The following is a 23,661-nucleotide window of genomic DNA, read 5'->3' as shown; positions in this document are numbered from 1 at the left end:
CACGCAGTGCCGAAACACGAAGGAGGTGGGGCGCGGTCCGCTCCCCAGAGCGGCCGGCCCGACGCCATGAACCAGGAACCCGCACACGCGGCGGCACACCGACACTGCCAGTCGCTCCAGAACGCGGTGCAGCGCCTGCGCGCGCAGGGCCTCGACCAGCTCGCCCACTGGGGCGACCGGCTCGCCGCGGTACTGCCCGCCGGCGGACGACTGCTCGCCGCGGGGAACGGCGGGAGCGCGGCACAGGCCCAGCACCTGACCGCCGAACTGGTGGGCCGCTACCGCGAGGAGCGCGCGGCCTACTCGGCCATCGCCCTGCACGCCGAGACGTCCAGCATGACGGCCATCGGCAACGACTACGGCTTCGAGCACGTCTACGCCCGCCAGGTCGCCGCGCACGGCCGCGACGGTGACGTCCTGCTCCTGCTGTCCACCTCCGGACGCAGCACCAACCTGCTCTCCGCCGCGATGACGGCCCGCGCGGCCGGCGTGGAGGTCTGGGCGTTGACCGGCGCCTCCCCGAACCCGCTCGCGGAGGCCGCCCACCAGGCCCTGTGCATCGACGCGCCCACGACCGCGACCGTGCAGGAGACGCACCTGGTGGCGGTGCACCTGCTCTGCGAATCCTTCGACGCGGCGCTCACCGCCGCGACCGGCACGACCGCCACGACCGCCGGCACCCCGAGCGCCGCCGGGAAGACGGCCCGGCCCGCGGTGTCCGTCCTCGGGATCGGGAGGACGCCGTGACGGGCCCCGGACCGCTGGTCGTCGTCGGTGACGTCCTGCTCGACCGGGACATCCGGGGCGTGGTCGACCGGTTGGCGCCGGATGCCCCCGTACCCGTCGTCGACGCGACCGCCGAGCTCGCCCGGCCCGGAGGCGCCGGACTGGCCGCAGCCGTTGCCGCCCGGGCGGGCTGTGACGTGGTACTGGTGACCGCCCTCGGCACGGACGAAGCCAGCGACACGGTCCGCGAGGCGCTGCGCGGGCGCGTCCGGCTCGTGGAACTGCCGCTGGAGGGAACGCTCCCCGTCAAGACCCGGGTCCTGGCCGACAACAGGCCCCTGGTCCGGATCGACCGGGGCGGCGGCACGGTCGGTCCGGTCCCCCCGGGTGTCCGCGACGTACTCGCCGGGGCGCCCGCCGTCCTGGTCGCCGACTACGGCAGGGGCACCGCCGACGCGGTACGACCGCTGCTGGCGGACGCGGCCCGGCACACGCCCGTGGTGTGGGACCCGCACCCGCGCGGCGGTCCGCCGGTGCGCGGAGTGCGGCTGGCGACCCCGAACGCGGCCGAGGCCGCCGCCCTCATCCCCGGCGACGGGCACTCGCTGGCCGAACACGCCCGCCGTGGAGCCGATCTCGCGGAACGCTGGAACGCCGCCTCGGTCGTCGTGACCCTGGGCGACCGCGGCGCACTGCTGACCCGTCCCGAGTCCCCGGCACCGATGCTCGTGCCGGTGCCGTACCCGGCGACGGGCGACCCGTGCGGCGCCGGGGACTGCTTCGCGGCCCTCGCGGCCGTCGCCTTCGCCCAAGGGGCGCTGCCCGAGGAAGCGGTACGGCAGGCGGTGGCCGGTGCCGCCGCGTTCGTCGCCGGAGGCGGCGCGGGCGACCCGGACCTGTGGCGTGGCGGAGGGCGGAGCCGCCCCGTGCCCCCGGTCGTAGCAGACGCCTTCGCGCTCGCCGAAAGCGTGCGCGCCGCAGGCGGCACAGTGGTGGCCACCGGCGGCTGCTTCGACCTGCTGCACGCCGGCCACGTGGGTCTGCTCGACAGCGCACGGCGCATCGGCGACTGCCTCGTGGTCTGCGTGAACTCGGACGCCTCGCTGCGGCGGCTGAAAGGGCCGGGCCGCCCGCTCACCCCGTTGGAGGACCGCATCAAGGTGCTGGCCGCGCTGGGCAGTGTCGACGCGGTCGTGGCCTTCGAGGAGGACACCCCGCAGACCCTGCTGGGTGCGCTGCGGCCCGATGTGTGGGTGAAGGGCGGCGACTACTCGGCCGACGCCCTGCCCGAGGCCGCGGTGGTGCGCCGCTGGGGCGGCCAGACCATCGTCCTGCCGTACCTCGACGGCCGCTCCACCACCCGCCTCGCCGACCGCGCGGCGCGCGCCGCCGCGGACGCACGCCAGGCTCCTTGAGCCCGGCGCGGTCGGCCGGTGCGGGGTCAGAGGTCGGTGGGATCGCGCCGCTCCAGCGGGCGCAGTGCCGGGCCCTGGAGCACCTCGCCGTCGACGCCGAAGCGGGAGCCGTGGCACGGGCACTCCCAGGTGCGCTCGGCGTTGTTGAAGGCGACCAGGCAGCCCATGTGGGTGCAGACGGCTGCCACGGTGTGCAGGTCCCCCCGGTCGTCACGGTGCACGGCGCAGGGCCCGCCCTCCGCCCGGACGACAGTGCCCTCACCCGGCCTCAGCGCCCCGACCGGACCGTTCGTACCGTCCCCCAGCGTCTCCAGACGGTCCTTGACGAAGTGCTTGGCGGTCTCCCACTGCGCCTTCAGGAACGCGGACGGCTGGCCGAGGACGGCACCCGAGCGGCCCGGGTCGTACAGCGCCGCCCACGGTTCCCCGGCTTCCGTGACGAGGGAGGCGATCAGCCGTCCGGCCAGGACCCCGCCGGTCATGCCCCACCCGGCGAAACCGGTGGCGACGTAGACGTTCTCGCCGCCGCCGCGCATCCGGCCGACGAGGGGGAGGCCGTCGGTGGCGCTGTTGTCCTGCGCCGCCCACCGGTGGCTCACCTCGAAACCGGGGAAACGCTCCTGCGCCCACGACCGGAGACGGGCGTATCCGGCTTCCGTGTCCTCGCCGGTGCCGGGGGTGAAGGCCTCTCCCGTGACGATCAGAAGCCGACCGCCGTCGCCCAGAGGCGTCGTGCGGACGGACCGCTTCCCGCCCTCCGTGGTGATGTACATCCCCTGCGGATCCCGGTCGGAGGGCAGGGGACCCGCGATCACCAGATCGCGGTGCTGGGTGAGCCGGGTCGCGAGTACGGCGTGGTCGAACACCGGATGGTGGGTGGCCACGACCACGTGGCGGGCACGGACGGTGCGGCCGGAGGAGGTCGCGATACGGCACGGATCGCCCCCGTCCACGCCGGTGACCCGCGTGTTCTCGTGGACGCGGCCCCCACGGGCGACCAGGTCCCGCACGACCCCCCGCAGGTACGCCAGCGGGTGGAACTGGGCCTGGTCCTCGACCCGGACGGCGCCCGCCACCGGGTAGGGCAGGCCGGTCCCGGTCACGAAGGAGGCGTCGAGACCCGCAGCCCGGGCGGCCTCGGCCTCGGCGCGCAGGGCTTCGACTCCGTCCGGTTCTTCGCAATAGGTCAGGGCGGGCCGGCGTTCCAGGTCGCAGTCGACACCGAGGCTCCGGGCCGTCTCGACGATGTGGTCCAGGGCCGCGCTCTGCGACGCCGCGTAGAGGCGGGCCGCGTCGTCCCCGTGCCGGCTCCTCAGCGTGGCGTAGACAGTGCCGTGCAGGGCGGTGATCTTGCCGGTGGTGTGGCCCGTCACCCCTGAGGCCAGGCGTCCGGCCTCCAGCAGTACGACGCTCAGACCGGCTCGCGCGAGTTCTCGGGCCGTGCTGAGGCCTGCGATACCGCCGCCGATGACGGCCGCGTCCACCTCGGCGTCGGTGGTCAGCGGATCGAAGGACGGCATGCCTGCCGTCTGCATCCAGTAGGACAGGGTGCGGTCGGGTGTCGGAGTCATGCCCGGCGACTGCCCGGGAAGCGGGCCGCGATGCGCGGACACGGCGCGAGCGGCCGCCGCGTGCGCGGGCCGCCCGCCGCCGACGGAGCAGCGCCCCGGCCGTCCGTGAAGAGCCGGCCTTCGCCTCTCGGGAGGCTCAGGCCACGGCCTCCAGGGCGGCGCGGGCGGGCACGGCGGCATCCGCCACCCGCGCCGGCGTGATCCGGCGCGACCCGCGGCCTCGCACGAAGTAGCCGGCCGCCACCGCCCCGGTCACGATCAGTCCGCCGCCGACGAGAGCGGCACGTACGCCCGCCAGCTCCATCATCAGTCCCAGCGCGGGCGGCGCCGCCAGCCCCCAGACGGTGCGGATGCTGGACCAGGCTCCGAGGACCCGGCCCCGCATCCGGGCCGGCGGATCGGTCTGCAGGACCGTGGACTGGGCGGTGTCGGAAACGGACTCCGCCACGGCCATCGGCAGGACCAGGACCAGCAGCAGCGCGAGCGAGGGGGACAGGCCGGCCAGTACCTGGAGCAGCGCGCCGGCGACCGTCAGGGCACCCACCAGCCGCACACCCGGCTTGCGCAGCCGGGCGCCGAGGACGGCGCCGATGATGCCGCCGACGGCGAGGACGGTGGAGACCTTGCTGAAGGACTCCGCGTTCCCGGCGAGTGGCCCGGTGACCAGCACCACGAGCGTCAGTGAGTAGTTGCGGCCGAACAGGGCGCTGATGCCGTTGAGGCCGGCGAGCGCGACCAGGCGGGGACGCCGCATGAAGAACGCCAGGCCCTCCCGGGCGGTCAGGGCCGCTTCCGCCGTCCGCTCGGACGGCGGGACCGGCTCGGCACCCGGCGCCTGGGGCCCCGACGTGCGCGCCGCCCTGAGGAAGGGGATCACGCAGGCGACGAAGAGGAACGAAAGACCGTTCGCCGCGTACGCCGCCGACGTGCCGAGGAGACCCACGGCGACACCGGCGAGCGCGGCGCCCACGAGCCGGCCGGCGCTGTGGACGAGCGACCCCACCCCGATCGCGGAAGGGACGTCCTCCGTACGGACGAGGTCGTTGCCCAGCAGCGCGCACGCGGGCCCGTCGACGGTGGCGATCAGCCCGGTCAGGGCAGCCAGGACCAGCAGCACCGGCAGGTCGAGCCGGCCCGTCGCCACCAGGACGGCGGTCACCAGGGCCACCGCCCCCAGCAGTGCCTGGCCCACGGCGGCGGTCAGCCTGCGGGGCCAGCGGTCGACGGCGGTACCGCCCAGGAGGCCGAACAGCAGCCCGGGCGCGGCCTGCACCGACAGGGACAGACCGGTCGCGGCGGCCGAGCCGGTGATCTGCAGCACGAGCAGGTTCTGGACCGTCAGCTGCATCCACGTACCGGCGTTGGACACGAAGTTGGCGACGGCCCACCAGCGCATGCTGCGGTAGCGGAGGGACCGCCACGGCGACCTGGAGGCGGCGCGGGACGCGGCGGCGGGCACGGTGGAGGGCATGGCGGAGGGCATGGAGCGAGACACAGGCGAAGGACCCTGGAGCACGGAAGAAGGGCAGAACGGGCGGGACCGGCGATCACACCGCCGCCGCGCACCGGCGCTCGGCGGACGGGAAACGGTCCCGGACCATGCTGGCAGACGGCGCGGGCTCCTCACCGTGACGGGCTCGTCCGCGAGCCGGCGCACCGGCCCGCAGCCCTTGCCCTGCCCGGCCTCCAGGCCGGCCCGTGGGCTTGCTCACACCCCCCCGCCGCCGTGCGTCCGGGCACCCCCTCCCGCGTAGTGCGCGCCGCACCGCGTGCCGCCTTGTGGTCTAACCCGGCGCGCCGTACGGCACCACCCATGGCGACAGTGACTGTGAAGCGGCCCACCGGGCGGCAGGATTCCCGGACCGGCCGGAGCACCACCGACGGAAGGCAGGCGGATGAGCGGCGCGGCGTACACGGACCTGAGCGGCAAACAGGCGCTGGTCACCGGCGGAGGCCGGGGCCTGGGGGCGGCCGTCTGCCGCCGCCTGGCCATGGCCGGAGCCTCGGTCCTGCTGGCGGACGTACGACAGGACCTGGCGAAGGAGCGGTGCGAGGAGCTCACCGCCCAGGGCCTGCGCGCCCGTCCCGTGCTCCTCGACGTCTGTGACCCCGGCGCGGTCGCCGACGTCTTCCGGGACGTGGACGAGGCCGGTCAGCGAGTGGACATCCTCGTCAACAACGCCGCCGTGGACGTCTCGAAATCGGCCGAGCACCTCACCGCGGACGAGGTCACCCGCGTCGTGAGCACCAACCTGCTCGGGCCGATGTACCTGTGCCTGGAGGCGTACCGCCGCATGGTGGGCCAGGGCGGCGGGCACATCGTGAACATCCTCTCCACCGCCGCCAACCGGACCTGGACGGAAGCCGGCCCCTACGCGGCGAGCAAATCGGGACTCCGTGCCTTCACCCACACCCTCTTCAAGGAGGCCCAGCGCGACTGCGAGGGCATCGGGGTGACCGGGGTCATCGCGGGCGGCATGGAGACCGCCTTCATCATGGAGCGGTTCCCCGACGCCGACGTCTCGATGCTCCAGAGCCCGGAGATCGTCGCCGACACCGTGCTGTACGCCCTTTCCGTGCCGAGCGGAAGCGTCCTGGGGGAACTGGTCGTGGTTCCGCGCAGGGAACCGTCCTGGCCGTGAGCCCGCAAACCGACTCCGGCGGGACCACGCCGACGTCCACGCCCCGCGGGCCCCGGGTGCTGGTGCTGCGGGCGCTGGGGCTCGGTGACCTGCTGACGGCGGTGCCGTGTCTGCGGGCGCTGCGCCGGAGCGTCCCGGAGGGCGAGATCGTCCTGGCCGCCCCCGGCCGTCTGGCGGCCGCCGTCGGGGCGACGGGCCTGGTCGACCGGCTGCTGCCCACCGTCGCCCCCGGCCGGGCGGTGCCCACCGGGCTCGGCTGGACGGGCCCGCCCCCCGATGTCGCCGTGGACCTGCACGGCAACGGGCCCCCCAGTCACCTGCTCCTCCAGCGTCTGCGGCCGGGACGGCTCCTGGCCTTCCGGCACGCGCGGACACCGGGCATCGCCGGGCCCGAATGGCGACCGGACGAGCACGAACGCGACCGCTGGTGCCGACTGCTGCGCTGGTACGGGATCGAAGCCGACCCCGCCGACCTCGGCATCCCCCGCCCCGCGTGCCCGTCGCCCGCTCCCGGAGCCGTCGTCATCCATCCCGGCGCCGACGCGGGTGCCCGCCGATGGCCCGTGGAGCGGTTCGCGGCCGTGGCGCGGGCCCTGGACCGCGCGGGGCACCGCGTGGTCGTCACGGCGGGGGCGGGGGAGCGACGGCTGGGTCGTCGGCTGACCGCTCACGCCGGCCTCCCGCCGGAAGCGGTGCTGGGCGGAGCGCAGGACGTCCCGTTCCATCAGCTGGGCGCCCTGGTGGCCGACGCACGTTGCGTCGTCGTCGGGGACACGGGGCTGGCCCACCTGGCCACTGCCCTCGGAACCCCGTCCGTCGTTCTGTTCGGCCCGGTCGCACCGGGCCTGTGGGGACCGCCCCCGGGGGCCCGTCACCGGGTGCTGTGGCGGCCCGGAGCCGGCGAGGATCCGCTGCGGCCGGGGGACGCCCACGGCCGGCGGCCCGACGCCCGGCTCCTGCGGATCACGGTGGACGAGGTGGTGGAACAGGTGGAGTCGCTGCTCGGCCGTCCGACGGGTGTCGGTGCCGCCGGTCCCTCTCCGGCCGAGGGTCCCCCCGCGACGGAGGCTGCGAAAAATCACTGTCCGGTTGCCGGAGCGCAGTGATAGGTATTCAGGGTGATCATGAAACTCGAGTTCCCCGCTCTGCTGCGGCTGATCGACGAACGGTCGACTGCCTTCCGCGCCGCGGTCGCCTCCGCCCCCAGCCTCGACGTACAGGTGCCGACCTGCCCCGACTGGACCCTGTTCGATCTGGCGCAGCACATCGGCGAGGGGCGCCGTGACTGGGCCGCCACCGTCGCCGCAGGGCCCGCTGCGGCCAAGTCCGCAGCGGAGGGCGCCCCGGCTGCGCCCCGGGAACGAGAGGCCCTGCTGGCCTGGCTGGCGGAGTCCACGGACCAACTGCTGGACGCACTGCGGCAGGCCGGCCCGGATCGCGGTTGCTGGGCGTGGTGGGAGACGCTGCAGTCGCCGCACACCGCCGGTGCCGTGGCCCGGCACCAGCTCCAGCAGATGGCGGTGCACACGTACGACGCCCAGATCACCGCAGGTGCCCCGCAGCCGCTGCCGGACGAGGTGGCGCTCGACGGTGTCGAGGAGTTCCTGTCCACCTGCGTCGCCACGACGAGTGCCTGGCCGCACAAGCCCGCTGCCATCGACTTCCACGCCGCCGAGGGCCGCTCCTGGCGCCTCTCGCTCTCCGCCGACGGCGCGCGGAGCACCTGCCTCCCCGGGCCCGACACCGCTGACGGCCAGGACCCGGACGCGGCCACCGCCTACTTCTCCGTTCGGGGCACGGCCAACGAGCTGGTCCTCGCCATCTACGACCGTATCCCGGTCGACTCGCTGGGGATCGACGGCGACCGAGGTGTCTTCGAGCAGCTCAGGGCCTGGGACCCGGACGAGTAGGACGCCCACCGGAGCGCGTTGTCGTCGGCTCAGGCGGGGCGGGCGGGGCCCAGCAGGACAGGCCCGACGCCGGGCGAGGTGTGGGCCAGGGGCTCCTCGTCGAGGTCGGGGAGCCCGGCTGCTCGGGTGAGCGACTGCGTGGCCGAGACCGCCGTCGCGTGAACCAGCCGCCATGGCTCGTGCCGGACAGGGGTGCGCCACAGGAGCCCCCAGCGTGTGGAATACGAGTGGAACCGGTTGGTGAGCCAGCTGTCGAGGGGGCGGGTGGCCGCCCTGTCCGAGGGACGCACCACGATGTCGTAGGCCGGACCTCGGGATCTCCGGCGGCCGGTGTAGCGACACTCGCCGCTGCCGGGGGCGATGGTGAGTTCGGCGAGGCAGTAGGGCACGCCGAACAGGCGCGCGGCGAGCAGCAGCGGCTGGGGAACGTCCAGGGAGAAGAACCAGATGCCGGGCGGCCCGCCCCGGCGCCGTACGTAGGTCCGCAGGTTGGTTTCGGGAAAGGTGTCCGGAACCATCGGCACCCCGCAGGCGCGCACCGACGTCATTTCGAACGGCGTCAGACTCACCCATGCCCGCCCCTCGAAGAGATCGACCTCGAGTCCGGGCGGAAGCAGGGCCTGTACGTCGTCAGGGCGGAAGGGCCAGTGAACGAACGCCTGCCGCCTCCACAACATCGACAGCACCGACACCCGGACAGCCGGCGCACCGTCTGCACCCTGCTGCCCCCCGAACGTGCTGGTCATGGCGCGTCGTCCCCGTGGATAGTCGGGCGAGCCTGGCCTTCGACGCTACACCGCACGGCGGGGGCGGGGGCGGGGGCGGGGGCGGGGCCGGGGCCGTACGCCGGTCGGCGAAGGGCCGGGCTGCCGATCAGGGCCCGCTGGGGCCGTACCAGTCCAGGCACAGCACGGTCGCGTCGTCTTTCGGCGGCAGGCCCTTGTATGCGTCGGAGACGGCCCCGATCAGGGCGCGCACGACCTCGCGCGGATGCTCGGTCACGGTCGCGCGCAGCAGCGCGGGGAGATCGACGGATTCGGCGTCGCGTTCCTGCATGCCGTCGGTGTGCAGCAGCAGTCGGTCTCCGGGGCGCAGGTCAAGGTCCTGGATCTGGTAGGGGCCCTGGCTGGTGATGCCGAAGGGCAGGTTGACCTTCAGTGGCAGTTCGTCGACGGTGCCGCCTCGTACGCGGTACGGCCAGGGGTGGCCGGCGTTGACGAGCTGAGCGCGGGTGCCGTCCAGGGCGATGCGCAGGAGTTGGCCGGTGGCGATGGTGTGGTGGCCGTGGTCGAGGAGGGCCTGGTGGGTCTGGCGGGCCTGTTCGGCGAGGTCCTCGCCGGCGCGGCGGGCGCCGCGGGAGGCGTTGACCAGGAGGGTGGCCATGAGGGAGGCGTTGGTGTCGTGGCCCATCGCGTCGGTGATGGACAGGTGCAGGGTGTCGCTGTCGAGGCTGTAGTCGTAGGTGTCGCCGGCGATGTCGGCGGCCGGCACGAGGGCGCAGGCGACGGTGAACTGGGGTGCTTCGCAGCAGGAGGCGGCGGGCAGGAGCTGGTGCTGGATCTCGGCTGACAGGCTGACCTGGGTGGTGCGGTTGCCCCAGTGGTAGAGGTCGGTGAAGCGCCGGTCGGTGACGATGATGTAGGCCAGCGCGTGCGCGGCCTCCTCGACCTGTTCCAGCACCTCCGGCGTGACGGCGTCGAGGAACAGCTCCAGGATTCCGATCGCGTCGCCGCGGTTGGTCACGGGGGCCAGGACACGCTGTCCTCGCCCGCCGTCCGGCGCCAGCACCAGCCGCTGAGCGCGCAGGACCTCGTCGTAGGCGCTCCGGCCGGAGAGGGGAACCTGTGCGGCGCGGTGTTCGCGGTAGGTCGCCGCCGTGTCGTGGACCCGCAGAAGGCGGCCCTCGACGATGTCGACGAACAGGAACGACACGTACCGCGCGTCGAACCGGTCCCGGAGGTTCCGGGCCACCACATCCAGAGAATCCACCGGCGCGGCCTTCTCGGCCGCCGCCAGGACATCCGCCAGCCCGATCTGGTTGCCCGCCACTCAGCCTCCCGGCCATCGACCATGCCCTCGTAAGAAGACCTGATGGTTCCGGACGCTACACATTCACGGCGCGGCGTCCGGTATCCACGCCGCGCCCCCCTACCCGCGCCCCCCACCCCGACGCCCGCATCCCCACTTCGGGCGCGTGCCGCGTCGCGTCAGGAGGTGCGGTGCCAGCGTTGCTGCTCGCGCCGCCTGCGCCTGATGACGTACAGGTCCACCAGAGCGGTCAGGGCGAGCAGGAAGCAGCCGATGGCGAGAGCGGTGTACATGCCCCGCGGCGGGCTGCTGTCGGAAGTCGCTTCGGACGCGGCGAGCAGCATGACGACGCCGGTCAGCAGGAAGACCGGAGCGAAGAGCAGGGAAAGCAGACGGCGGAGCTTGAGATCGCTGCGGGCCCATCGGGGCTCGCTGCCGTCGTGCCGCCAGCGCGCGGCCGCCGCACTCGCGCGCCGGTCGGCGGCGCGCCCGCTGCGATCGTGCTGGTGTGGGCGATGAGATCCCATGACGATGCCCTCTCGCCGGCGAGGCCTCGCGTTGCGCCAAGGCGGCGAGCCGACGCCCTGGCCCTCCCCGGACCGGAGCGCCTGCCCACGTCCTGACCCTTCACACCTGCCCCGGTGGTGCTGCAAGGCGCGGTGTGCTCGCCGGGGTACCGGGCCGGGGCGGGGCCTGGCGGCGCCGGTGGCAGCCGGGCGGCGCTGGGGCAGGTGGAGCAAGCGCGGCTGCGCAGGGCGGGCGGGGATGGTGGGATCGGCGGGTGAAGGATCCCTTTGGCTGTGATGAGTCGGCGCTTCTGGCGTGTTCCGCAGTGGCGGCAAACGGTGTGGCGGCCGCCCGTGCCGTTGCGGCGCGCGCCCTTGATGCGGAAGATCTGGCGCTGCTGCTGGACATGCTCGGACTGCTGCCCGAGGCGTTGGACCACCCCGGAACGGAAGGCCCAGCACGTATGAGCGGAGCTGGGGCGACGAGTGAAGCGAGGCCATGGTGAGCTGCCCGATCCTCCTTTCGGATGGCTGCCGTGATGCCCTCCATCACCTGCAGCAGACGCGGGAGATCAACACCGTGATCCTCCGCTTCGCGGACACCCCCGGTGTACTCGTGGTCGAGGTGGAGGGAAACCTGACCCACGACGAGCTGATCGCTGCCCTGCCCGCGGATCAGACCCGCCTTGTCCTCCACGAACTGGCCTTCGCCACCCCGGAAGGCGCGCGCAGGCACGAACACCTGCTGATCCTGTGGATGCCGGCGGGTGCCAGTGCACAGGAAGAGGCCTACACGGCCGGCTACACCGCCCTGAAGGAGGACCTGCCGGACGTGCGGGTCCATCTCACGGCCAGGCGGGCGGACCAGCTGGAGTACCGGCGGCTGGTCGCGCTGGCCCGCTGAGGCCGGCTGTCGCGCTGACCTGGTGGGGGTGCCCGGGGGCCGGGAGGGTGACGGGCCGGCTGCCGGCGGCGTGTACGGGAGGGACGAGGGCATGCCCGTGTCAGGGTGCGGGGGCCCCTCTGTCCCGCCCCTTCCCGCCGGGAGTCTCCGTGCTCGAACGCAAGCAGCTCAAGGGCCGCACCCAGGTCACCTTCGTCCTGCCCGAGGACACACCGGGCGGGCCGGTCAGCGTGGTGGGGGACTTCAACCACTGGAACCCCTCCGCCCACCCCCTCACCTCACGCGGTGACGGCACCCGGGCCGCAACGGTCACGCTGCCCAACCAGGCAGAGCACTCCTTCCGCTATCTGGCCGTCGGGGACCACTGGTTCGACGACGAACACGCCGACGCCCATGACGGAACCAACAGCCGGATCCACACCTGAGCCGGAGGACTGACCATGGATGCGATCGTGCTGCTGCGCGAGGACCACAAGACGGTCGAGAAGCTCTTCAAGCGCTTCGAGAAGACCGGCGACGACGACACCGCCGAGCGCCGCGAGATCGCCGACGCGGTGATCGAGGAGCTGACGGTGCACGCCTGGATCGAGGAGAAGTACTTTTACCCCGCCGCCCGCGAGGCCGCCCCGGATACGACCGATCACATCCTGGAGAGCGTCGAGGAGCATCACGCGGTGGTGTGGATGCTCTCGGAACTCAAGGACATCGATCCGTCCGACGAGCGGTTCAAGGCCAAGATGAGCGTGCTGATGGAGCAGGTGCGCCACCACGTCGAGGAAGAGGAGCAGGACTGGTTCCCCGACGTCCGCAAGGCCATGGGCCGCAACCGGCTCACCGAGCTCGGCGAGCAGCTCCGGGCCGCGAAGGACGACGCACCCCGGGACCCGCTGGCCGTGCCCAGCGCCGCTTCCAAGTGACACGACCGCGCCGTACGGCGTCCTGCGAGGTGCCTGCGGCCACGCCGCTGGGGTAATGGGCCCGGCAGGCGGGGATAGGACCGCCGGCCAGGCGGCCACAGTTTCGTGTGCTCGGCCGATTCTCGGACCGCAGGCAGCAGCTTGCGTGCCCCCGGACCTTTCAGTTTCGTGTCGTCCCGCCGCGCACGGCGGTGACCAGCCAGGAACTGCTGCGCAGCCACACCCCGCCGTCCGCTTCATGGCGCTGCAGGGCGGCTGTCAGCGCCTGACGTGCCGCGTCCTGCGCGGACGGGGCCACCTGGTCGAGGAGGTGGCGCCCGGGGCCGGAGTCCAGCAGGAACGCCGCGGCGTCCCCCGCGTCGGCGCCCCACTTCCCCGCCGCCTCGGTGCGCTGCACGTCCACACGGTCGAACCCGCCCGCGGTGAGCAGGTCGCGGATGCGGCCGGGGTCCGTCAGGGAGAACATGCCGGGGCCGCCGGGCTTCCCGAAGCCGCCGAGCGGCAGGATGTCCTTGAGCGAGGCCAGCGCGGCCAGCCACTCGTTGGCCTCGGCCTCGGCCGCGCAGATGAAGGCCAGCCGGCCGGCGGGACGCAGCGCGCGGCGGAGATGGGTGAACGCGGCGACCGGGTCGGCGAAGAAGGTCATGCCGTACCGGCTGATGATCGCGTCGAACGCCCCGGCGTCCAGGGGGTGGACCTGGGCGTCGCCCTGTACGAAGGCGACGTTCGCGATTCCTTCGCGTACGGCGCTCTCGCGGGCCCTGGCGAGCATCGGATTCGACAGGTCCAGGCCGAGCGCCCGGCCGTGCGCGGCGCGCCGGGCGGCGAGGCGGGTGGTGCGGCCGGCTCCGCAGCCTACGTCCAGGACCGTGTCGGTCTCCGCGATGGCCGCTGCGTCCAGCAGGGGCTGGTTGAAGCCGTCGTTGACGGCGTCCCAGCGCTCCTGGCTGCGGGCCCACTGCGCGCCCTCGTATCCGTTCCACGCCTCGGCCTGCGCGGTGTTGGCGAAGTGCCCCATGGGTGAACTCCCTCCCGCCGGGGCGCAGCGGGCGCCCCGGCCCTAGAATGGGCAAGTGCCCAAACAGTATGGGCGAGCGCCCATTCTTGCAACGGGCCGAGGAGAAGGGGCTGTTGTGTCACCTCGTGGAGTGGCGATCCCGGACTTGCGTGAGCGGTTGTTCGCGGCCGCGGAACGGGTGGTGGCCCGCGACGGCGCCGCGGCCCTGACCAGCCGCGCGGTCACCGCGGAGGCGGACTGCGCCAAGGGCGTGCTGCACACGCACTTCGCGGGCCTGGACGAGTTCGTCGCCGAGCTGGTCCTGGACCGGTTCGCGCGCAGCGCCCGCCAGGCCGAGGCCCTGCAGGCCAAAGTGGGTCAGGCCACGGTCGCGCAGAACCTCCAGGAGGTCGTCGGGGCCCTGTTGGACTCCCTGCCTCCCGCGGTGGTGGGCCTGGCGATGACCCGTCCCGGGGCCGCGTCGCACACACGCGAGGGCTTCCGGTCCGGCGCGCCGGCGTTCGACGCGATCCAGCACGCCGTCACCGCCTACCTGCAGGCGGAACGCCAGGCGGGCCGGATCCCCGCGAGCAGTGACGCCGACGCCATCGCGCTCGCGCTCGTCGGCACGACCCACCACCTGCTGATGACCCGCAGCCCCGGACGGACGGCCGACACCGCGGCGACCACGCAGCGGCTGCTGGCCGTACTCCTGGGCGGCTGACCCGCATGCCCGGGCCGCGGCGGCGGCCCGCGGCGGCGAGCGGTAGGCGGGGGCGAGCGGTAAGCGGGGGCGGTGATCGCCGCCGTCCGGCGCACGCCGAGCCGCCGCCCGCCCTGCCGGGCGCGGCGCATGACGTCGGCCCGACTGTCCCGGCACGTACACCAAACGGTGCAGCCGGCCGGACGACGACGCCATCCGAGGTACGACCCGATGTCCGCATCGGGACGACGCGGCCGCCCCCGCCCCCTCCGTAGGTTCTGGATCACCGGAACGACACCGAGGAGGACGGCATGACGGCGACGAACACGGCACCGGCGGCGGGAGTACGGGCTCCGCTCATCCTGACAGGCACCGGGGCCCTGGCGATGGCCGCGGTGGAGATGCTCAACCCGGGGTACGACCTGGTGAGCGAGACCCTCAGCCGGTACGTCCACGGCACGGCCGGCTGGCTGCTCCCGGCGGCCCTGCTGGCCGTCGCGGCCGCCTCCGCCGTCCTCGCGGTCCGGCTGGGCGCCGCCAACCGGCGGGCGGGTCGGGCCGCACTCGTGGTGTGGACGGGCGGCATTCTCGTCGCGGCCCTCTTCCCTGCTGACCCGCCCGGCCAGTGGAGCCGCCCCTCCCTCTCCGAACTCGTACACGGCACCGCGGCCTTCCTCGCCTTCGCCGCCCTGCCGACCGCCGCCGTGCTGCTGCGCGGGACGCTCACGGCCCGGCGGCCCGACCTGCGCACGACGCTGAACGCCTTCACTCTTGCCCCGGTCGCCGCCACGGCGGCGCTCGCGGTCTTCCTCGTCGATGTGATGGACGGCGGTCCGTCGCTGGGACTGGGCGGCGCCCCCACACTCGTCGGTCTTGCCGAACGCCTCGTACTCGCCGCCGACCTGGGGTGGATCGCGCTCGCCCTGGCCGCGACGCGCCCCCGCGACGAGCGGGGGCGGGACCCTCGTGCATGATCGGCGCATGGACCGACCCCCCGTCCCCGCCCCCGCCGACCCCCGCGCGGCGCGGCTGATCGACGGGCTCCTCGCGGCGGGCACCGCCGTCGCCGTCCTGGCGGGCACCGCCCTGTTCGGCGGCCGACTGGACGCCGCGGGAGCCCTGCCGCTCGCCCTGTGGCTGGGCCTGCTCCTTCTAGGGCGCCGCCGGTGGCCGCTCGCCGTACTGCTGCTGAGCGTGCAGGCCGTGGTCGTCCTGCGCACCTCCGGACTCACCGACGGCGGCTGGGTGTGGCCGGTCTCAGCCGCTTGCGCCACTCTGGCCGCCGACGACCGGCCCGGCCGGCCCGGCCTCCCGTGGGCGTTCGGCGTCGGCCTCGCCGAACTGGCCTTCGCCACGACCTATGAGACGTCGGCCGGGGGCGCCACCCCGCGCGAGGTCCTCGTCTCCCTGGGAGCCGAGGCGCTGTGGCTGGCGGTGCTCCTCGCCGCCGCGACCGCCTACCGCAACAGGCTGCGCTGGCGCGCCGAACTCGGCGAGCGCCTGCTGCGGGCCGCGCGGGAGCGGGACTCGGAAGCCGGCCGGCGGATCGCGGAGGCCCGCCTGGACATCGCCCGCGAACTGCACGACGTCGTCGGGCACACCCTCACCGTCGTCGGGATCCAGCTCCGGGTCGCGGCCGAGGCCCTGGACGACTCGCCGGAAGAGGCGAGGGCCGCGCTCGCCACCGCCCAGCAGGTCCGTACCGAGGCCGTACGGGACCTCCGGGCGCTCGTCCACGTGCTGCGCGCGCCCGGGGAGGTCCCGGGAGACCCGGCGGCCGGCGTGCCCGAGGTGGCGGCGCTCATCGACCGGATGCGGACGGCGGAGCTGGACATACGGCTGGAGACGGCCGGCGACCTCGCCGCCGTCCCCGCACCGGTGTCCCTCGCCGTCCACCGGATCGTCCAGGAGGCCCTCACCAACACGGTCCGCCACGCGGCGGCGTCACGGGCCGACGTCATCGTCCGGCTCGTCGACGGGAGGCTGGAAGTGAGCGTCGTCGACGACGGCCGGACCGTCGCGCAGACACCGGGAGCCGGCGGGCACGGGGTGCGCGGAATGGCCGAACGGGTCCGGGCGCTCGGCGGAGACTTCTGCGCCGGACCGCGGGACAAGGGCGACGGATGGCTCGTGCGAGCCGCTATCCCCGTGCCAGGCTTCCACCCATGACGATCAAGGTGCTCCTCGCCGACGACCAGGCCCTGGTACGGGCCGGATTCAGCAGCCTCCTCGCCCGGGCCGAGGACATCGAGGTCGTGGGCGAGGCCGGCAGCGGCGACGAGGCGGTCCGCGCCGCCCGCGCCGTCCGCCCCGACGTGGTCCTCATGGACATCCGCATGCCCGGTACGGACGGACTCACCGCCACCCGGACGATCGTCGAAGACCCCGAACTGGCCGGCTGCCGGGTCATCGTCCTCACCACCTTCGAGACCGACGAGTACGTCTTCGCGGCCCTGCGCGCAGGCGCGAGCGGCTTCCTCACCAAGGAGATCGAACCGGACGAACTGCGCCACGCGGTCCGGGCGGTGGCCGCCGGCGACGCGCTGCTCTCACCGAGCGCGACCCGACGGGTGATCGAGCAGTTCGCGCACCGCCCGGCAGCCCCCACCGACACCGCCGAACGGCTCGCCGTGCTCACCGCGCGGGAACTCGAGGTGACCCGACTGATCGCGACCGGCCTGTCCAACGACCACATCGCCGCCCGGCTCTTCATCAGCCCGCTCACCGCCAAGACCCACGTCACCCGCGCGATCGCCAAACTCGGCGTACGCGACCGCGCCCAACTGGTGATCCTCGCCTACGAGACGGGCCTGGTCCGCGCCGGCGGCTAGGGGGGTTGCGAAAGTCCCGCACGGCGCCCGCGGCGCCCGCGGCGCCCGCGGCGCCCGCGGCGTCATCAGCAGTGGCGTGGGCACGTCATGCGGCATGATGGCGGTCATGAACGGACACACCTCAGACTGGGTGACCCTCTTCTATTTCGAGAACGCCGCCGGCGGCCCGCGGCCCGGCCGGCTGATGTCGGTTTGACTGCGTGACCGGGGAATCGACTGGTACCCCTTCGCCGACCACGAGGTCCGCATCGACCACATGTGCGGTGTGGGTTCCGACGGGCACTGGCACGGCACGATCGTCGTCCGGGTACGCGCGGGGGTCCTGCGACGACTCGGACTCCATCCCGATCAGCCGACTTCGAGTCCAGCCGACCCACTGCCACCCAAGTGGTGGGGTCCGTGGGCGCGCTGAGGATCATGGGGGTTTCCGAACGAATCCGGTGCACGGCCGCCGCCCGGGGGCACGGGCCGGGTGCCGGTTCGCCCGGACGGCGTAATCTGGGGGGAAGGTGACGTACGGCGCGCTTCGGGCGCGCCGTGCCGCGCCTCTCACCTTTCGCCCCGGGTCAGGGAGGCGGCGCGTGACCGATCCGTTCGGCTTCCTCAGGATCCCCCGCAGGGCCGTCCCGGCGCGGCCCGTCGAGGAGCGGCTCGGGGACTGGCGCGAGGTGTACGCGGGGCAGGCTCTGCTGCCGCTGGTCCGCGAGCAGGCCGACCGCTGCATGGACTGCGGCGTCCCCTTCTGCCACACCGGCTGCCCGCTGGGCAACCTGATACCCGAGTGGAACGCCTACTGCGCCCGCTCCGACTGGCACGCCGCTTACGAGCGGCTGCACGCGACGAACAACTTCCCCGAGTTCACCGGCCGGCTCTGCCCGGCGCCCTGCGAGGACGCCTGCGTCCTGGCGATCAACGCCGATCCGGTGACCATCAAGAACGTCGAGCAGACGATCGCGGACGAGGGCCGGCGGCGCGGCTGGATGACCCCGCGCCCGCCGGAGCGGCGGGGCGGGAGGTCCGTGGGGGTGATCGGCTCCGGCCCCGCGGGCCTCGCCGCGGCCCAGCAGCTGACCCGGGCCGGGCACCGGGTCGTGGTCCACGAGCGGGCCGACCGGCTCGGGGGGCTGCTCCGCTACGGCATCCCCGAGTTCAAGATGGAGAAGGAACACCTGGACCGCCGGATCGAGCAGATGCGGGACGAGGGCACCTCCTTCGTGACGGACTCGGACGTGGGCGGCGGCGAACCGGCCGACGCGCTGCGCGGCCGCTACGACGCCCTGGTCGTCGCGGTCGGCGCCGGGGAGCCCCGGGAGCTCCCCGTCCCGGGGCGTTCCCTGGGCGGCATCCACCAGGCGATGGAGTACCTGACCTGCGCCAACCGGGTGTGCGCCGGGGACCGCCCGGCGTCCCCGGTGACGGCCGACGGCGCCCACGTGGTGGTCGTCGGCGGCGGCGACACCGGCTCGGACTGCCTGGGCACGGCCCTGCGGCAGGGGGCGCTGTCGGTGGTCCAGCTGGACATCAACCCCGAACCGGGGCCCGACCGGGCCGACGGAGAGCCCTGGCCGGTGCACCCGAGGGTGTACCGGATCTCCCACGCCCACGAGGAGGCACGCGGCCGCGCGGGCCGCGACCCTCGGCTGTTCTCCAGTGCCACCCTGCGCTTCGAGGGGGACGCCGGCGGCCGGGTGCGGGCGCTGAGGCTGACCGCCGTCGAGGCCGGGGAGCGGCGGCCCCTGGCGGGCACCGAGAGGGTGATCGAGGCCGGACTGGTCCTGCTGGCGCTGGGCTTCTCCGGGCCCCGGCGGGCCGGCGGGCTGCGCGAGCAACTGGGGCTGGAGTACGACGGACGCGGCAACTTCGCGCGGGACGCCGACTTCGCCGCCGCCGGACGGGCGCCGGGGGTGTTCGTGGCCGGGGACGCGGGCCGGGGACAGTCGCTGGTGGTGTGGGCCATCGCCGAGGGCCGGTCGGCGGCCTCGGCGGTGGACCGCTACCTGACCGGCTCCACGGTCCTGCCGGCCCCGGTGGCGGCGCACGACCGGCCCATGACGGCGCTGGGGCGCCTGCGGTACGGGTGCGACCCGGACGGGACCTGAGGCCCCGCGGCGCGGGGCCGATGTCGCGGCTGCCCACCGGCCGGGAACCGAACCGGTTCCGGGAATCAGGCCGCGACGAGCTCCTGCTCGCGGTCCGGCGTCCTGACCTTGGGCGTCTTGTTCGGCAGCGAGAGCCGGCAGACCTTGCGCCACGCGGAGAACACCTGCTTGGGCAGCGGCCCGGTGACGTATTCCAGCTCGTACTTCTCGAACAGCGCGCGCACCTTCACCGCGACCTCGGCGTACCGGTTGCTCGGCAGGTCCGGGAACAGGTGGTGCTCGATCTGGTGCGACAGGTTGCCGGTCATGAAGTGCATGGCCTTGCTGCCGCTGATGTTCGCCGAGCCCATCATCTGGCGCAGGTACCACTGGCCGCGAGTCTCGCCCTTGATCGACCGGCGCTCGAAGACCTGCACGCCCTCGGGGAAGTGCCCGCACATGATCACCGAGTGGGACCAGATGTTGCGGACCATGTTCGCGGTGAACGTGGCGGCGAGCGTGGTGAGGAACGACGGGCCCGACAGCAGCGGGTGGATCACGTAGTCCTTGAGCACCTGCTTGCGGATCTTGCGGCCCACGGCCTTGGCCCGCGCGCGGAACTCCGGGTCCTTGCGGCGGCGCCCCCGCAGGTTCTTGCCGAGCTCCAGGTCGTACGCTGCGATGCCGTACTCGAAGAAGCAGGCGTTGATGAAGTTCCACAGCGGCTGGCCGAGGTGGAACGGGTGCCACCGCTGGTCCTCGTCGACGCGCATGATGCCGTAGCCGAGGTCGTTGTCCTTGCCGATCACGTTGGTGTACGCGTGGTGCAGCTCGTTGTGCGAGTGCTTCCACTGGTCGGACGGCGAGACGTGATCCCACTCCCAGGTGGTGGAGTGGATCTTCGGGTCCCGCATCCAGTCCCACTGGCCGTGCAGGACGTTGTGGCCGATCTCCATGTTGTCCATGATCTTCGCCACGGACAGCCCGGCGGTGCCGATCAGCCACGCGGGCGGGAAGAACGAGAACAGCAGCACGCCCCTGCTGACCAGCTCCAGCTTGCGCTGCGCCGAGATGACCTTGCGGATGTAGGCGGCGTCCTTCTCGCCGCGGTCGGCGATCACCTCATCCCGGATCGCGTCCAGCTCGCGGCCGAGCTCCTCGATCTGCTCCGCGGTCAGGTGGGCGGTGGGGTCGATGGCGGTCAAGGTGCTCCTACCGTTCGATGTCGCACGGGCCCGCCGCGGCGGACACGCAGGTCTGGATGAGGACGCCCGGCTCGGCCTCGGTGATCTCGCCGGTGCGCAGGTCGCGGACGGCGCCCGCCCTGAGCGGCGTGACGCAGCCGAAGCAGATCCCCATGCGGCACCCGGACGGCATGAGTACGCCGGCCTCCTCGCCGACGTCCAACAACGGCGTGGCGCCGTCCGCGTCCACGGTCTTGCCGGTGGTGCTGAAGGTGACCTCGCCGCCGTCACCGGCGACGACGATGCCGGGGCGGAAGCGTTCGGTGTGCAGGCGCTCCGGGACGCCGTGTCCGCGCCAGTGCTCTTCGGCGGCGTCGAGCAGGCCCGCGGGCCCGCAGGCCCAGGTCTCGCGCTCGGCCCAGTCGGGCACGAGTTCGCCGAGACGGGCGATGTCGAGCATGCCGTCCGTGTCGGTGTGCACCTCGGTGAGCCGCAGCTTCTTGTCCGCGACCAGTTCGTGCAGTTCGTCGCGGAAGATCACGTCCCGCGGCCGTGGCGCGCAGTGGACCATGACGACGTCGTCGAACTCGGTGTCGCGCAGCATGCCCATCACGGGCGTGATGCCGCTGCCGGCCGTCAGGTAGAGCACCTTGGCGGGCTTGGCCTGCGGCAGCACGAAGTCACCGGCCGCCTGGTCGAGCTGGATCAGGGTGCCCGGTTTCGCCCTGCGGACCAGGTGGTTGCTGACCTTGCCGTCCGGGATCGCCTTCACGGTGATCGTGACGCGGTCGTCCCGGCGGTCCGTCGGCGAGGTGATGGAGTAGGCACGCCACAGGCGCACCCCGTCGACATCGACCCCGATCCGCACGTACTGACCGGCCGTGTGGCCGCGCCACCCCCGTCCCGGCCTGATCACGATGGTCGCGGCGTCACCCGTCTCGGGGTGCACGGCCTCGATGCGCCCCCGCAGGTCGGCGCCCGCACGCAGCGGGCTGACCAGGTCGAGGTAGTCCGACGGCAGCAGCGGCGTCGTGACCATCTCCAGCAGTTTCCACGCCCTGCTGCGGAGGGCTGTACTCGTCATGGCTCCAGCTTGCTGTGCCTGGAGGCGTAAAGTCCTGACCACAGGACGTGAATCTGGTCGGCTGATTTGTTCGTAGGGAATAAAAAGTGAGCCATGTGATCCGGAGGGCCAGCGAACTGGCCCTGGATGAGACAACGGTCACCGCGCTTCGGGCCGCGCTGAAGAGCACCGCCGACGAGGTCGTCCAGGCGATCATCGACGAGGTCCCTTCCTACGCCAACGCCCTCTCGGGCAGCATGGGCGGCACCATCCGCCGCGCCGTGCGCACCGCCCTGGGGCACTACCTGGACCTCGCGAGCGGGAACGCCGCGGGCGGCGACGGCGGTGACGCGGCCTACGAGCTGGGCCGCGGCGAGGTGCGCGACGGGCGCTCGATGGACGCCCTGCTCAGCGCCTACCGCGTCGGTGCCCGCGTGGCCTGGCGATGCCTGGCAGCGGGGGCCGTGCCCGCAGGTCTGCCCGCCGCCGAGGTCGCCAAGTTCGCCGAGCTGACCTTCGCCTACATCGACGAGCTGTCCGCCGCGAGCGCCGCGGGCCACGCCGACGAACTGGCCGCCCGGGGCCGGGACCACGAGCGCCACCTGGAACACCTGGCCCGCGACCTCCTCGCGGGCGCGAGCCCGGACGTGCTGCTGGCCTCCGCCCAGCGGGCCGGGTGGCAGGCTCCGGTCTCACTGACCGCGGTCCTGCTGCCCGCCGCCCAGGCGCGGCCCGCCTACCGCGCGCTCGACCCGAGCACCCTCGTCCTCGACGATCTGCCGGACGCCACCGGTGTGCTCCTCGTCCCCGATGCCGACCGGTCACACCTCCTGAGGCAGCTGACCGACCGTACCGCCGTCGTCGGCCCGGCCCGGCCATGGACCCGCGCGTCCGCCTCGTACGCACGAGCCGCACGCGCGCGCTCCCTCTCCTCCGATATCCGCGACACCGAGGACCACCTGCCCGAGCTGGTGCTGAGCGCCGACGTGGACGCGTTCGCGGACCTGCGTGCCAGAGCCCTCGCACCGTTGCGGACCCTGCCTGTCGCGACAGCACGGCGGCTGGAGGAGACGTTGCGGGAGTGGCTGCTGCACCAGGGCCGGCGGGACGAGGTGGCGGCGGCGTTGTTCGTGCATCCCCAGACCGTCCGGTACCGGATGTCGCAGCTGCGGGAGCTGTTTCCGGATCTCGCGTCGCCGCACCGGGTCCTTGAGCTCACGCTGGCGGTCGGTCTGCGGGGCAGCCGTCAGGCGGTCCGTTCAGCCCTGTGACGGGAGCGCGGGTCGCCACCCCCGGGGCGGGGCGACCCGCGCATCGTTCGCAGGCCGGCCGCGCGGCCGCGGTTCCGGCGCCGGCCGGCGCGGTGCGTCAATCCCGGCAGGACGGCCGGATGCGGAGCAACTCGGTGCGCAGTACGGGTGTGCCGTCGACCGGTGCCGGGTTCTCCGGGGTCGGCTCGATGCCTCCGGCGGCGGTCGTGTCGAGTGTTGCCAGGCCGTCGGGGCCGACCGAGCCGAACACCGTGTAGTTCGGCCGCAGTGCGGAGTCGCCGTAGACGACGAAGAACTGGGAGCCGTTCGTGTCCGGCCCGGCGTTGGCCATCGCCAGCAGGCCGCGCCCGTACAGGCGGCGCGCGCCGGTCGGGTCGGTCGGTGCGGGCGGCAGGTCCACCGGCAGCTCGTCCTTGTACTTGTACCCGGGCCCGCCCTCACCGGTCCCGGTCGGGTCGCCGCATTGCAGGACCTTCAGCGTCGGATACGCCGTCAGACGGTGGCACACCGTTCGGTCGTAGAACCCGTGCCGTGCCAGGTGCAGGAAACTCTGGACCGTGCACGGCGCCTTGGCCCGGTCCAAACGCAGCGGGAGCGGGCCCTGGCTGGTCTGGACGGCCACGTCGACCGTGCCACGGCTGGGGGTGTGCCTCGGGTCCGGCGGCAGCGGGACAGGCCGCGCCGGCGGCTCGTCCGGGGTCTGTGCGTACTGGCAGGGGCCGTGCGTGGTGCGCGGCGGAGCGCCGTCGGAAGCGGTGGCGACACTCCCGCCGGACACGACTAACGCCACGGCCGCGAATGCGCTGATCAGTACTCGTCTCATCCCGCACGCCCTCTCGATGATCGCCAGGTCCTGGAGCGGTCGCAGTCTAGGGCGTGGCTTGGGCGGCGGGAATGCCTGGACAGGAGCCCGGC

General features: G+C 73.5%; 23 protein-coding genes. 14 read left to right on the top strand and 9 right to left on the bottom strand.

Annotated features, from left to right (window positions below):
• The first annotated feature begins 66 nt into the window (after positions 1-66).
• A complete protein-coding gene (locus ACZ6Y1_RS19695; protein ID WP_469630951.1) occupies positions 67-747 on the top strand; it encodes a D-sedoheptulose-7-phosphate isomerase in 681 nt (226 codons plus the stop codon).
• Complete coding sequence (gene rfaE2 / locus ACZ6Y1_RS19690) at positions 744-2,141, top strand: D-glycero-beta-D-manno-heptose 1-phosphate adenylyltransferase (protein WP_469630948.1); 1,398 nt, start codon at positions 744-746, stop codon at positions 2,139-2,141. Before ACZ6Y1_RS19695 ends, rfaE2 begins: the two co-directional genes overlap by 4 nt.
• Before the next feature lie 26 nt (positions 2,142-2,167).
• Here the strand turns inward: rfaE2 and ACZ6Y1_RS19685 are convergent, their stop codons facing one another.
• On the bottom strand, positions 2,168-3,712 hold the full coding sequence (locus ACZ6Y1_RS19685; RefSeq protein ID WP_469630944.1) for an FAD-dependent oxidoreductase: 1,545 nt from the start codon (positions 3,710-3,712) through the stop codon (positions 2,168-2,170).
• 136 nt (positions 3,713-3,848) lie between these two features.
• On the bottom strand, positions 3,849-5,108 hold the full coding sequence (locus tag ACZ6Y1_RS19680) for an MFS transporter (protein ID WP_469631445.1): 1,260 nt from the start codon (positions 5,106-5,108) through the stop codon (positions 3,849-3,851).
• Between the two features lie 499 nt (positions 5,109-5,607).
• Between ACZ6Y1_RS19680 and ACZ6Y1_RS19675 the strand changes: the two genes are divergently transcribed.
• From ACZ6Y1_RS19675 to ACZ6Y1_RS19665, 3 genes are read left to right on the top strand one after another with little or no spacing between them, the layout of a single operon-like run.
• On the top strand, positions 5,608-6,354 hold the full coding sequence (locus ACZ6Y1_RS19675; RefSeq protein WP_469630941.1) for an SDR family oxidoreductase: 747 nt from the start codon (positions 5,608-5,610) through the stop codon (positions 6,352-6,354).
• A complete protein-coding gene (locus ACZ6Y1_RS19670) occupies positions 6,351-7,460 on the top strand; it encodes a glycosyltransferase family 9 protein (protein WP_469630938.1) in 1,110 nt (369 codons plus the stop codon). The genes ACZ6Y1_RS19675 and ACZ6Y1_RS19670 overlap by 4 nt, the downstream gene beginning before the upstream one ends.
• Before the next feature lie 18 nt (positions 7,461-7,478).
• Positions 7,479-8,264: a maleylpyruvate isomerase family mycothiol-dependent enzyme gene (locus ACZ6Y1_RS19665; protein WP_469630934.1), complete on the top strand. Its 786-nt coding sequence runs from the start codon at positions 7,479-7,481 to the stop codon at positions 8,262-8,264.
• Between the two features lie 29 nt (positions 8,265-8,293).
• Here ACZ6Y1_RS19665 and ACZ6Y1_RS19660 read toward each other — a convergent pair whose 3' ends face one another.
• The 3 genes from ACZ6Y1_RS19660 to ACZ6Y1_RS19650 form a co-directional block, all read right to left on the bottom strand.
• On the bottom strand, positions 8,294-8,941 hold the full coding sequence (locus tag ACZ6Y1_RS19660) for a YqjF family protein (protein ID WP_469631442.1): 648 nt from the start codon (positions 8,939-8,941) through the stop codon (positions 8,294-8,296).
• Between the two features lie 196 nt (positions 8,942-9,137).
• The gene (locus ACZ6Y1_RS19655) at positions 9,138-10,313 is read right to left on the bottom strand and encodes a PP2C family protein-serine/threonine phosphatase (RefSeq protein WP_469630932.1); all 1,176 of its coding nucleotides are present in this window, start codon (positions 10,311-10,313) and stop codon (positions 9,138-9,140) included.
• Positions 10,314-10,471: 158 nt separating this feature from the next.
• On the bottom strand, positions 10,472-10,819 hold the full coding sequence (locus tag ACZ6Y1_RS19650) for a DUF6343 family protein (protein WP_469630927.1): 348 nt from the start codon (positions 10,817-10,819) through the stop codon (positions 10,472-10,474).
• A 478-nt stretch (positions 10,820-11,297) separates the two neighbouring features.
• On the opposite strand from ACZ6Y1_RS19650, the gene ACZ6Y1_RS19645 reads away from it, so the two are divergent.
• The 3 genes from ACZ6Y1_RS19645 to ACZ6Y1_RS19635 all read left to right on the top strand — a co-directional run bounded on the left by ACZ6Y1_RS19645 (position 11,298) and on the right by ACZ6Y1_RS19635 (position 12,619).
• A complete protein-coding gene (locus ACZ6Y1_RS19645) occupies positions 11,298-11,702 on the top strand; it encodes a cofilin family protein (RefSeq protein WP_469630924.1) in 405 nt (134 codons plus the stop codon).
• Positions 11,703-11,851: 149 nt separating this feature from the next.
• A complete protein-coding gene (locus tag ACZ6Y1_RS19640) occupies positions 11,852-12,127 on the top strand; it encodes an isoamylase early set domain-containing protein (protein WP_469630922.1) in 276 nt (91 codons plus the stop codon).
• 15 nt (positions 12,128-12,142) lie between these two features.
• On the top strand, positions 12,143-12,619 hold the full coding sequence (locus tag ACZ6Y1_RS19635) for a hemerythrin domain-containing protein (RefSeq protein WP_469630919.1): 477 nt from the start codon (positions 12,143-12,145) through the stop codon (positions 12,617-12,619).
• Positions 12,620-12,779: 160 nt separating this feature from the next.
• Here ACZ6Y1_RS19635 and ACZ6Y1_RS19630 read toward each other — a convergent pair whose 3' ends face one another.
• Complete coding sequence (locus ACZ6Y1_RS19630; protein WP_469630914.1) at positions 12,780-13,637, bottom strand: class I SAM-dependent methyltransferase; 858 nt, start codon at positions 13,635-13,637, stop codon at positions 12,780-12,782.
• 115 nt (positions 13,638-13,752) lie between these two features.
• On the opposite strand from ACZ6Y1_RS19630, the gene ACZ6Y1_RS19625 reads away from it, so the two are divergent.
• From ACZ6Y1_RS19625 to ACZ6Y1_RS19605, 5 genes are all read left to right on the top strand, one after another.
• Positions 13,753-14,340, top strand: a complete 588-nt coding sequence (locus ACZ6Y1_RS19625; RefSeq protein ID WP_469630911.1) for a TetR family transcriptional regulator — start codon at positions 13,753-13,755, stop codon at positions 14,338-14,340.
• Positions 14,341-14,630: 290 nt separating this feature from the next.
• Positions 14,631-15,293 (top strand): DUF998 domain-containing protein, encoded by a 663-nt coding sequence (locus tag ACZ6Y1_RS19620; RefSeq protein ID WP_469630908.1) that lies wholly within the window; start codon positions 14,631-14,633, stop codon positions 15,291-15,293.
• A 7-nt stretch (positions 15,294-15,300) separates the two neighbouring features.
• Positions 15,301-16,488, top strand: a complete 1,188-nt coding sequence (locus ACZ6Y1_RS19615; RefSeq protein ID WP_469630905.1) for a sensor histidine kinase — start codon at positions 15,301-15,303, stop codon at positions 16,486-16,488.
• Entirely contained in the window at positions 16,485-17,150 is a 666-nt protein-coding gene (locus tag ACZ6Y1_RS19610; RefSeq protein ID WP_469630902.1) for a response regulator transcription factor, read from the top strand. The genes ACZ6Y1_RS19615 and ACZ6Y1_RS19610 overlap by 4 nt, the downstream gene beginning before the upstream one ends.
• A 581-nt stretch (positions 17,151-17,731) precedes the next feature.
• Positions 17,732-19,249, top strand: coding sequence for a glutamate synthase subunit beta (locus ACZ6Y1_RS19605; RefSeq protein WP_469630899.1), 1,518 nt, complete (start codon positions 17,732-17,734; stop codon positions 19,247-19,249).
• A gap of 65 nt (positions 19,250-19,314) precedes the next feature.
• On the opposite strand, the gene ACZ6Y1_RS19600 is transcribed toward ACZ6Y1_RS19605, so the two are convergent.
• Positions 19,315-20,433, bottom strand: a complete 1,119-nt coding sequence (locus tag ACZ6Y1_RS19600; RefSeq protein ID WP_469630897.1) for a fatty acid desaturase family protein — start codon at positions 20,431-20,433, stop codon at positions 19,315-19,317.
• Between the two features lie 7 nt (positions 20,434-20,440).
• A complete protein-coding gene (locus ACZ6Y1_RS19595; protein ID WP_469630894.1) occupies positions 20,441-21,496 on the bottom strand; it encodes a ferredoxin reductase in 1,056 nt (351 codons plus the stop codon).
• Between the two features lie 86 nt (positions 21,497-21,582).
• Between ACZ6Y1_RS19595 and ACZ6Y1_RS19590 the strand changes: the two genes are divergently transcribed.
• Complete coding sequence (locus ACZ6Y1_RS19590; protein WP_469630891.1) at positions 21,583-22,746, top strand: PucR-like N-terminal domain-containing protein; 1,164 nt, start codon at positions 21,583-21,585, stop codon at positions 22,744-22,746.
• A 97-nt stretch (positions 22,747-22,843) separates the two neighbouring features.
• Here the strand turns inward: ACZ6Y1_RS19590 and ACZ6Y1_RS19585 are convergent, their stop codons facing one another.
• Positions 22,844-23,569, bottom strand: coding sequence for a peptidylprolyl isomerase (locus ACZ6Y1_RS19585; RefSeq protein ID WP_469630888.1), 726 nt, complete (start codon positions 23,567-23,569; stop codon positions 22,844-22,846).
• Positions 23,570-23,661 lie beyond the last annotated feature (92 nt).

It is taken from the genome of Streptomyces sp. NPDC053432, assembly GCF_055585365.1.
The sequence above is the reverse complement of the archived record's forward strand: the minus strand, read 5'-3'. Positions and strand labels throughout refer to the sequence as shown.

Bases quoted from the DNA above. Each gene is read 5' to 3' on its own strand.
- ACZ6Y1_RS19620 (WP_469630908.1), top strand. From the start codon at position 14,631: ATGACGGCGACGAACACGGCACCGGCGGCGGGAGTACGGGCTCCGCTC.
- ACZ6Y1_RS19595 (WP_469630894.1), bottom strand. From the start codon at position 21,496: ATGACGAGTACAGCCCTCCGCAGCAGGGCGTGGAAACTGCTGGAGATG.
- ACZ6Y1_RS19635 (WP_469630919.1), top strand. From the start codon at position 12,143: ATGGATGCGATCGTGCTGCTGCGCGAGGACCACAAGACGGTCGAGAAG.
- ACZ6Y1_RS19615 (WP_469630905.1), top strand. From the start codon at position 15,301: ATGGACCGACCCCCCGTCCCCGCCCCCGCCGACCCCCGCGCGGCGCGG.
- ACZ6Y1_RS19630 (WP_469630914.1), bottom strand. From the start codon at position 13,637: ATGGGGCACTTCGCCAACACCGCGCAGGCCGAGGCGTGGAACGGATAC.
- ACZ6Y1_RS19650 (WP_469630927.1), bottom strand. From the start codon at position 10,819: ATGGGATCTCATCGCCCACACCAGCACGATCGCAGCGGGCGCGCCGCC.
- ACZ6Y1_RS19695 (WP_469630951.1), top strand. From the start codon at position 67: ATGAACCAGGAACCCGCACACGCGGCGGCACACCGACACTGCCAGTCG.
- ACZ6Y1_RS19610 (WP_469630902.1), top strand. From the start codon at position 16,485: ATGACGATCAAGGTGCTCCTCGCCGACGACCAGGCCCTGGTACGGGCC.
- ACZ6Y1_RS19660 (WP_469631442.1), bottom strand. From the start codon at position 8,941: ATGTTGTGGAGGCGGCAGGCGTTCGTTCACTGGCCCTTCCGCCCTGAC.
- ACZ6Y1_RS19675 (WP_469630941.1), top strand. From the start codon at position 5,608: ATGAGCGGCGCGGCGTACACGGACCTGAGCGGCAAACAGGCGCTGGTC.
- ACZ6Y1_RS19680 (WP_469631445.1), bottom strand. From the start codon at position 5,108: ATGCGCTGGTGGGCCGTCGCCAACTTCGTGTCCAACGCCGGTACGTGG.
- ACZ6Y1_RS19645 (WP_469630924.1), top strand. From the start codon at position 11,298: ATGGTGAGCTGCCCGATCCTCCTTTCGGATGGCTGCCGTGATGCCCTC.
- ACZ6Y1_RS19665 (WP_469630934.1), top strand. From the start codon at position 7,479: ATGAAACTCGAGTTCCCCGCTCTGCTGCGGCTGATCGACGAACGGTCG.
- ACZ6Y1_RS19585 (WP_469630888.1), bottom strand. From the start codon at position 23,569: ATGAGACGAGTACTGATCAGCGCATTCGCGGCCGTGGCGTTAGTCGTG.
- ACZ6Y1_RS19685 (WP_469630944.1), bottom strand. From the start codon at position 3,712: ATGACTCCGACACCCGACCGCACCCTGTCCTACTGGATGCAGACGGCA.